Source organism: Methylobacterium indicum, assembly GCF_001043895.1.
GTDB lineage: Bacteria > Pseudomonadota > Alphaproteobacteria > Rhizobiales > Beijerinckiaceae > Methylobacterium > Methylobacterium indicum.
In genome coordinates this window covers 1-6,400 of the sequence record NZ_JTHF01000215.1, presented here as the reverse complement: position 1 = coordinate 6,400, position 6,400 = coordinate 1, and the positions used below count along the sequence as shown (strand labels likewise).

Below are 6,400 nucleotides of genomic sequence, written 5' to 3'. Positions count from 1 at the left end.
CGCGGGCCAAGCACGAGCCGACCCTGGTGACGGCGGACGCGGCCGGCCGCGCCCGCCGGGTCGCCTTCCTGCACCGCGCCATCGACATCGCGGCGATCCTCGGCTCCGAGGCGGTGTCGTTCTGGGCCGGCGTGCCGAAGCCCGGAATCGATCCGGCGGAGGCGCGGGGCTGGCTGCGGGACGGCCTCGACCAGGTCGTCGCCTACGCGGCCGAGCGCCGGGTCGTGGCGGCGTTGGAGCCCGAGCCCGGCATGCTGGTCGAGACCCTGGACGACTACGCCGCCCTCGATATCCCGGGCCTGAGCTTGGCGCTGGATACCGGCCACTGCCTGGTGACGCAGGAGCGCGAGCCCGCGGCGGCCGTGCATGAATTCGCCGATCGCCTCGGCACCGTGGCGATCGAGGACATGGCGCGGGGCACCCATATCCACCTGCCCTTCGGCGAGGGCGACATGGATGTCCCCGGCGTGCTCGACGCGCTGGAGGCGATCCGCTTCGACAAGCTCGTCTGCGTCGAGCTGTCCCGCGAGAGCCACCGGGCCGACCGGATGATCCCGGACTCGCTGCGCTATCTCCGGGAGTGCCGTCGATGAGGGTGTGTTTCGTCAGCCGGCGCTACTTCCCGGCGATTTCCGGCATGAGCGTCTACGCGCAGAACCTCCTGCGCGAGCTCGTCGGCGCCGGCCACGACGTCACGATGGTGAGCCAGTACCGGGGCGACGCCTTCGGCACCAAGGTCTATGGCGGCGGCCCGCCGCCGGCGGTGCCGGGCGTCCGCGTGGTCGGCCTCGAACAGATCGGCGAGCAGGAGAGCGGCGATTTCGAGCGCGACATCGCCACGATGGTCGACACGATCGCGGCGGAACACGCTAAGAAGCCGTTCGACGTGCTGCATGCGCAATACGGCTACCCGACGGGCTTCGCCACGCTGATCGCCTCGCAGAAACTGGGCGTGCCGAACGTCGTCTCGATCCAGGGCGGCGACGGCCACTGGGTCGGCTCGTGCTGCGAGACCCATCGGCTGGCCATGGTGCGGGTGCTGGCCCATGCCAACGCGCTGCTGATCGGCGGGCGCTCCTTCGTGGCCGAGGTCTGCGACCGGCTCGGCAGCGATCCCGACCGCTTCACCGTCGTGCCGGGCGCCGTCGACACCGCGCGCTTCCGCCCGCCGCAAGGCTGGCAGCCGGGCGACGCCGCCGACCCGGTGCGGCTGTTCTATCACGGCCGGGTCGATCGCCGGAAAGGCGTGCTCGACTTCCTCGATGCCTTGAGCCTGCTGCGCCTGCGCGGCACGCCGTTCTCGGCCGTCATTTCGGGCATCGGCCCCGACGTGGAGCCGGCCCGCGCGCTCGCGGCCGATCTCGGCTTCTCGGAGCGCCAAGTGCGCTTCACCGGCTACGCCGAGTACGACGCGGTGCCGGGCCTCTACGCGATGGGCGACGTCTTCGTCTCGCCGACCTACGCGGAGGGGTTCTCCAACACCATCCTGGAGGCGATGGCGGCGGGGCAGGCGGTGGTCTCGACCCACTCGGTCGGCGTCTCGGACTGCCTGCGCGACGAGGAGAACGGGCTCCTGGTCCAGCCCGGCGACGTGCCGGCGCTGGCCGAGGCGCTGCACCGGATCATCACCGACCGCCCATTGCGCGCCCGCCTCGCGGCGGCGGCCCTGGAGGAGTGCCGGCGGGTCTATTCCTGGCAGGCGGTGGGGCGGCAGATCATGGAGGTCTACGCGTCGGTGAAGGGCGAGCGGCCGGACCCGGCCTTCGATCCCGCGCTGCCGCACGACCCGAGCTGCCGCTTCCGGGCCGAGCCGCATCTGTTGTGAGGCGCCTTCCAGCGCGGCCGGAAGGCTCACCCGAGGTTTGCACGCATCTCTCCTCTCCCCGCGGGCGGGGAGAGGGCTGTGCTCCCGTCCAGGGAGCACAGCGAGCGGAGGCAAAGCCGGAGCGAGGGTGAGGGGGAGGTGCCGGAGGAGTCCCATCCGGAAACGCCCCCTCACCCCCGCCCTTCGGGCTTGCCGAGCCCTCTGAACGAGGGCTCGGCCCTCTCCCCGCCCGCGGGGAGAGGAGAAGGCCCGCGCTACGTTTGTCAGTCGAGTCCCATGCCCACAGCCCTCGCCCTCTCGCCCCATCTCGACGATGCCGCCTTCTCCTGCGGCGGCACCCTGGCGCAACTCGCGAACGGGGGCTGGACGGTGGTGATGGTGACGCTGCTCACCGCGACCGTCCCCGATCCGACCGGGTTTGCCCTCGCCTGCCAGCTCGACAAGGGGCTCGGGCCGGAGGTCGACTACATGGCTTTGCGCCGCGACGAGGACCGGGCGGCGGCGGCGGCCCTCGGCCTCGCGCCGCCGGTTCACGTCGCCCTGCGGGAGGCGCCGCATCGCGGCTACGCCTCGGCGCCGGAACTCTTTGCCGGGACCCGGCCCGACGATCCCCTCGCCGACGACCTCGGCCCGGTGCTCGCCCGCCTGATGGCGGAGGCCGCGCCCGACCTGCTGCTCGCCCCGCAGGGGGTCGGCGGCCATGTCGATCACGTCCAGCTGGTCCGGGCGATGCGCGCGCTCGCTCCGTCCTGCCCGGTGCTGTGGTGGCGCGACTTTCCCTATACCGTGCGCCACCCCGACCCGAAGGAGCCGTTCCGCGAGACCTTCGCGGCGCTCGCGCCCGTCACCGTGCGCCTGTCGCCGGAGGACGAGGCGGCCAAGCACGCGGCCTGCGCGGCCTATGCGAGCCAGATCGGCTTCCAGTTCGGCGGCCCCGCCGGCCTCGCCGAGCGCCTGAACGCCGAGGCCGCCCGCGAGCATTTCCGCCTCGCCGGCACCCTGCCGGACGGGCTCCACCTCGCGTGAGCGGCGGGCCGGCCGCTCCCGACACGTCCGGCCCCAAGAGCCTGGCCGATCCCGGTGCCGTCGCTTCGCGCCACGCCCTCGCCGAGGCCAGCCCCCACCTCGCGCCCCTGCGCCGCCTCGCCGAGCGGATCCGGGCCGAGCAAGAAAAGCCGGTGCCGGAGGCCGATCCCCTCGACGGCGGCGTGGCCGCCCGCCTGCTGCTGCTCCTCGAAACACCGGGCCCGGCCACCGGCCGCACCGCCTTCGTGTCCCGCGACAACCCGACCGGCACCGCCGCCAACCTGTTCCGGTTCCTCGGCCAAGCCGGCATCCCGCGCGCCGACACCCTGATCTGGAACGCCGTGCCGTGGGTGATCCACGCCCCCGGCGCCCGCAACCGGGCGCCCCGGACGGCCGAGATCCGGGCGGCCCGGGCCTACCTGCCGCCGCTGCTGGATCTGATGCCGAACCTCGCGGTCGTCGTCCTGTCCGGCCGGGTCGCGCAATCCCTGGCGCCGGACCTCGCCGCGGCGCGGCCCGGCCTGCCCGTGGTGGCGGTGCCGCATCCGAGCCCGACCTATGTCTGCACCAGCCCGGCGGTGCCGGCCCGGATCGGCGCCGGGCTGGCGGAGGCTGCCCGCCGTCTCGGCCTCCCCGGGTGATTCGCCCGGCCCGTCATCTGCCTTGCCGCATGGTCCGTCTGGTCATTCGCCGGCAGACGGCCTACATGGCGGGCTCAAGCGAGCGGGGCTCTGTCGGAGTGCCGCCGGGCACCTGTGTGCGCGAGTCTGGCCGCGATCGGCCGCGGGCCCGCGCCGGTGACGAGCGGGGTCGGACGCCGACGCGATGAACTTCGCCAGCCAGGACAAGAACCTCGCGCGGGCCCAGCCCCTGCGCGACGCGGGCGCGAGCGGCGGTCCGCCGCGCGACGAGGACCCGGCCGGGCAGGATCCGGGCAGCGACCCCGGAGCTGCGCAGGCGCGTCAAGACGCCGAGATGCATCAGGGCGCCGAGGCGCATCACGCCCGCCACCGGCGGCGCTACGCCTGGCTCGGCACGCTCGCGAGCGTCGTGCTGTTCCTCATCTCCCTCGGAGTGCTGGGCAAGCTCGTCTCCACCGTCACCTGGGCCGAGCTGCGCACCGCCTTCCTGGCGGCGACGCCGAACCAGATCGGGCTCGCCATCGCGCTCGTCGTGGTGAGCTACCTCTTCCTCACCTGCTACGACGCCCTGGCGCTCCGCCAGCTCAAGCTGAAGGTGCCCTACCGCACCACCGCGCTCGCCTCCTTCACCAGCTACGCGGTGAGCTTCAACCTCGGCTTCCCGCTGCTCACCGCCGGCACGGTGCGCTACTGGATCTATTCGGGGCAGGGCCTGAGCCCCGGGCGGATCGCGGCGCTCACCATCGTCGCCGGCTTCACCTTCTGGCTCGGCATGGGGGCGGTGCTCGGCATCAGCCTCATCCGCGAGGCCGAGCCGCTCTCGCACCTCACCTATACCAGCACCCTGTTCAACCAGGGTCTCGGGGCCGCGGTGCTCGCGGCGGTGCTGGCCTATCTGGTCTGGGTCTCGCTCAAGCGCCGCAGCGTCAAGGTGCGGGGCTGGCGCCTGGAACTGCCGGGCCTGAAGCTGTCCTTAAGCCAGATGCTCGTCGGCGCCGGGGACGTCTGCGCCGCGGCCGGCGTGCTCTACGTGCTGCTCCCGGCCGGCCACGGCCTGAGCTTCGAGACCTTCGTGGCGATCTACGTGCTCGCCGCGATGCTCGGCATCGCCAGCCACGCGCCGGGCGGGCTCGGGGTGTTCGAGGCGACCGTGCTGCTGGCGCTCTCCGGCCTGCCGCGGGAATCGGTGCTCGGCGCGCTGCTGCTGTTCCGGGTCTGCTACTACCTGATCCCGTTCGTGGTGGCGCTCGCCGCGCTCGGCGCCTATGAGATCGCCAAGCGGGCGCGCCTCACCCCGCGGGAGGCGCCCGACGATGATGCCGCCGAGAGCGACCCGACGCCCTGACGCCGACGACCCGTCGCGGGACGACGCGCCGCCGGGCGAGCCGGCAGCCGCGGCCGCGCCGTTCCTGCCCGTCGCCTCCGGCTCCCTCTCCGCCGCCCGCCGCTCGGCCTGGCGGGGGGCGCTCTGCGCCGTCCTGGTCTTCACCGCCATCCACACCTGGCAGCACGGGATCGACCTCGGCACCGGGATCGCGGCCCTCCTCGCCCTCCTGGCCGGCGGCCTCGCGGCGGCGCCGGGTCGGGGCGAGCCGGTGCCGCGCTCCGACGCCGCGCCGGGCCGGGGCCGCCACGGCCTCGCCGAGGCGCTGCTCGCCAACATTCCCGATCCCGTCATCCTGATCGACCGTCGCGCCCTGGTGATCGAGTCGAACGCCGCCGCCCGCGCGCTCCTGCCCTCCCTGCGGCCGCGCCACCCGCTCTCCTTCGCGCTGCGCGACCCCGACGTGCTCGACGGCATCGAGACGGTCTTGCGCACCGGCGAGCCCCTGAAGACGCTCTATTCCCCGCGGGTCCCGACCGAGCGCACCTTCGAGGTGCAGATCGGCGCGATGCAGGGCGGGGAGGCCGGGCGGGCCGGCCCGAACGTCGTGCTCTTCCTGCGCGACCTCACCTCGGCCCAGCGCCTCGAGACGATGCGGGTCGATTTCGTCGCCAATGCCAGCCACGAGCTGCGCACGCCGCTCGCGTCGCTGCTCGGCTTCATCGAGACCCTGCAGGGCCCGGCCCGGGACGACGCCAAGGCGCGCGAGCGCTTCCTCGGCATCATGCGGGTTCAGGCTCTGCGCATGACCCGGCTGATCGACGACCTCCTGTCGCTCTCCCGCATCGAACTGCGCGCCCACGTCCCGCCGACGCAAGCGGTCGATGTCGGGCCGCTCGCCCGCCAGATCGCCGACGCGCTCGGGCTGATCGCCCGCGAGCGCGGCGTCACCCTCACGCTCGATGCCGCACCGGGCCCGCTGCGGGTGCTGGGCGACCGCGACGAGATCCTGCGGGTGATCGAGAACCTGGTCGAGAACGCCGTGAAATACGGCGGCGACGGCGGCCGGGTCGAGATCCGCCTGGGCTTGCGCGACGCCGAGGAGGGCCGGGCACCGGAGATCGAGGTCGCGGTGCGCGACGAGGGCCCGGGCATCGCCCCCGAGCACCTGCCGCGCCTGACCGAGCGGTTCTACCGGGTCGATGCCGCCTCGAGCCGCCAGCAGGGCGGCACGGGCCTGGGCCTCGCCATCGTCAAGCACATCCTCAACCGTCACCGCGGCCGGCTGGTGATCGAGAGCGCCCCGGGGGCGGGGGCGACCTTCCGCGCCCTGATCCCGGCGCACGGCGCCCCGCCGAAGGGCGAGGGCGCCCTCGCGGCCGATCAGGGACAGGCGACGAGCAGGCGCCCGGTATAGTCGGCGGCGGTCGCGGCCGCCGCGCCCGGCGTGCCGGTCGCCTGCTCGTCGGGAATCAGCTGCTCGCCCTCCTGCGCCTGGCGCGCCGGACGGTTGAGCTTCAGCACGCAATCCGGGCTGCCGCCGGGGGATCCGGTCAAGCTGTCCGGCAGCCCGGATTGCGTGCT

Annotated in this window: 6 protein-coding genes and 1 pseudogene; 6 read left to right on the top strand and 1 reads right to left on the bottom strand. The window is 73.8% G+C overall.

Going from position 1 to position 6,400, the window contains the following annotated elements:
• The 6 genes from QR78_RS23755 to QR78_RS23730 form a co-directional block, all read left to right on the top strand.
• Nucleotides 1–593 (top strand): sugar phosphate isomerase/epimerase family protein (locus QR78_RS23755; protein ID WP_048430065.1); only part of this gene is annotated, 593 nt, incomplete at its 5' end.
• Nucleotides 590–1,825, top strand: a complete 1,236-nt coding sequence (locus QR78_RS23750) for a glycosyltransferase family 4 protein (RefSeq protein ID WP_048430064.1) — start codon at nucleotides 590–592, stop codon at nucleotides 1,823–1,825. The genes QR78_RS23755 and QR78_RS23750, both read left to right, overlap by 4 nt.
• A 276-nt stretch (nucleotides 1,826–2,101) precedes the next feature.
• On the top strand, nucleotides 2,102–2,851 hold the full coding sequence (locus QR78_RS23745; RefSeq protein ID WP_048430063.1) for a PIG-L deacetylase family protein: 750 nt from the start codon (nucleotides 2,102–2,104) through the stop codon (nucleotides 2,849–2,851).
• Nucleotides 2,848–3,492, top strand: coding sequence for a uracil-DNA glycosylase (locus QR78_RS23740; RefSeq protein WP_048430062.1), 645 nt, complete (start codon nucleotides 2,848–2,850; stop codon nucleotides 3,490–3,492). Before QR78_RS23745 ends, QR78_RS23740 begins: the two co-directional genes overlap by 4 nt.
• A 184-nt stretch (nucleotides 3,493–3,676) precedes the next feature.
• Nucleotides 3,677–4,837, top strand: coding sequence for a lysylphosphatidylglycerol synthase domain-containing protein (locus QR78_RS23735; protein WP_048430061.1), 1,161 nt, complete (start codon nucleotides 3,677–3,679; stop codon nucleotides 4,835–4,837).
• The gene (locus QR78_RS23730; protein WP_244278496.1) at nucleotides 4,806–6,233 is read left to right on the top strand and encodes an ATP-binding protein; all 1,428 of its coding nucleotides are present in this window, start codon (nucleotides 4,806–4,808) and stop codon (nucleotides 6,231–6,233) included. Before QR78_RS23735 ends, QR78_RS23730 begins: the two co-directional genes overlap by 32 nt.
• Here the strand turns inward: QR78_RS23730 and QR78_RS23725 are convergent.
• Nucleotides 6,200–6,400: pseudogene (locus QR78_RS23725) on the bottom strand (hypothetical protein); the annotation flags it as partial. The gene QR78_RS23730 and the pseudogene QR78_RS23725 sit on opposite strands and share 34 nt — an antisense overlap.

What these genes read in the sequence shown, in the direction of transcription:
- QR78_RS23750 (WP_048430064.1), top strand. Translation starts at nt 590, where the DNA reads ATGAGGGTGTGTTTCGTCAGCCGGCGCTACTTCCCGGCGATTTCCGGC.
- QR78_RS23745 (WP_048430063.1), top strand. Translation starts at nt 2,102, where the DNA reads ATGCCCACAGCCCTCGCCCTCTCGCCCCATCTCGACGATGCCGCCTTC.
- QR78_RS23735 (WP_048430061.1), top strand. Translation starts at nt 3,677, where the DNA reads ATGAACTTCGCCAGCCAGGACAAGAACCTCGCGCGGGCCCAGCCCCTG.
- QR78_RS23730 (WP_244278496.1), top strand. Translation starts at nt 4,806, where the DNA reads ATGATGCCGCCGAGAGCGACCCGACGCCCTGACGCCGACGACCCGTCG.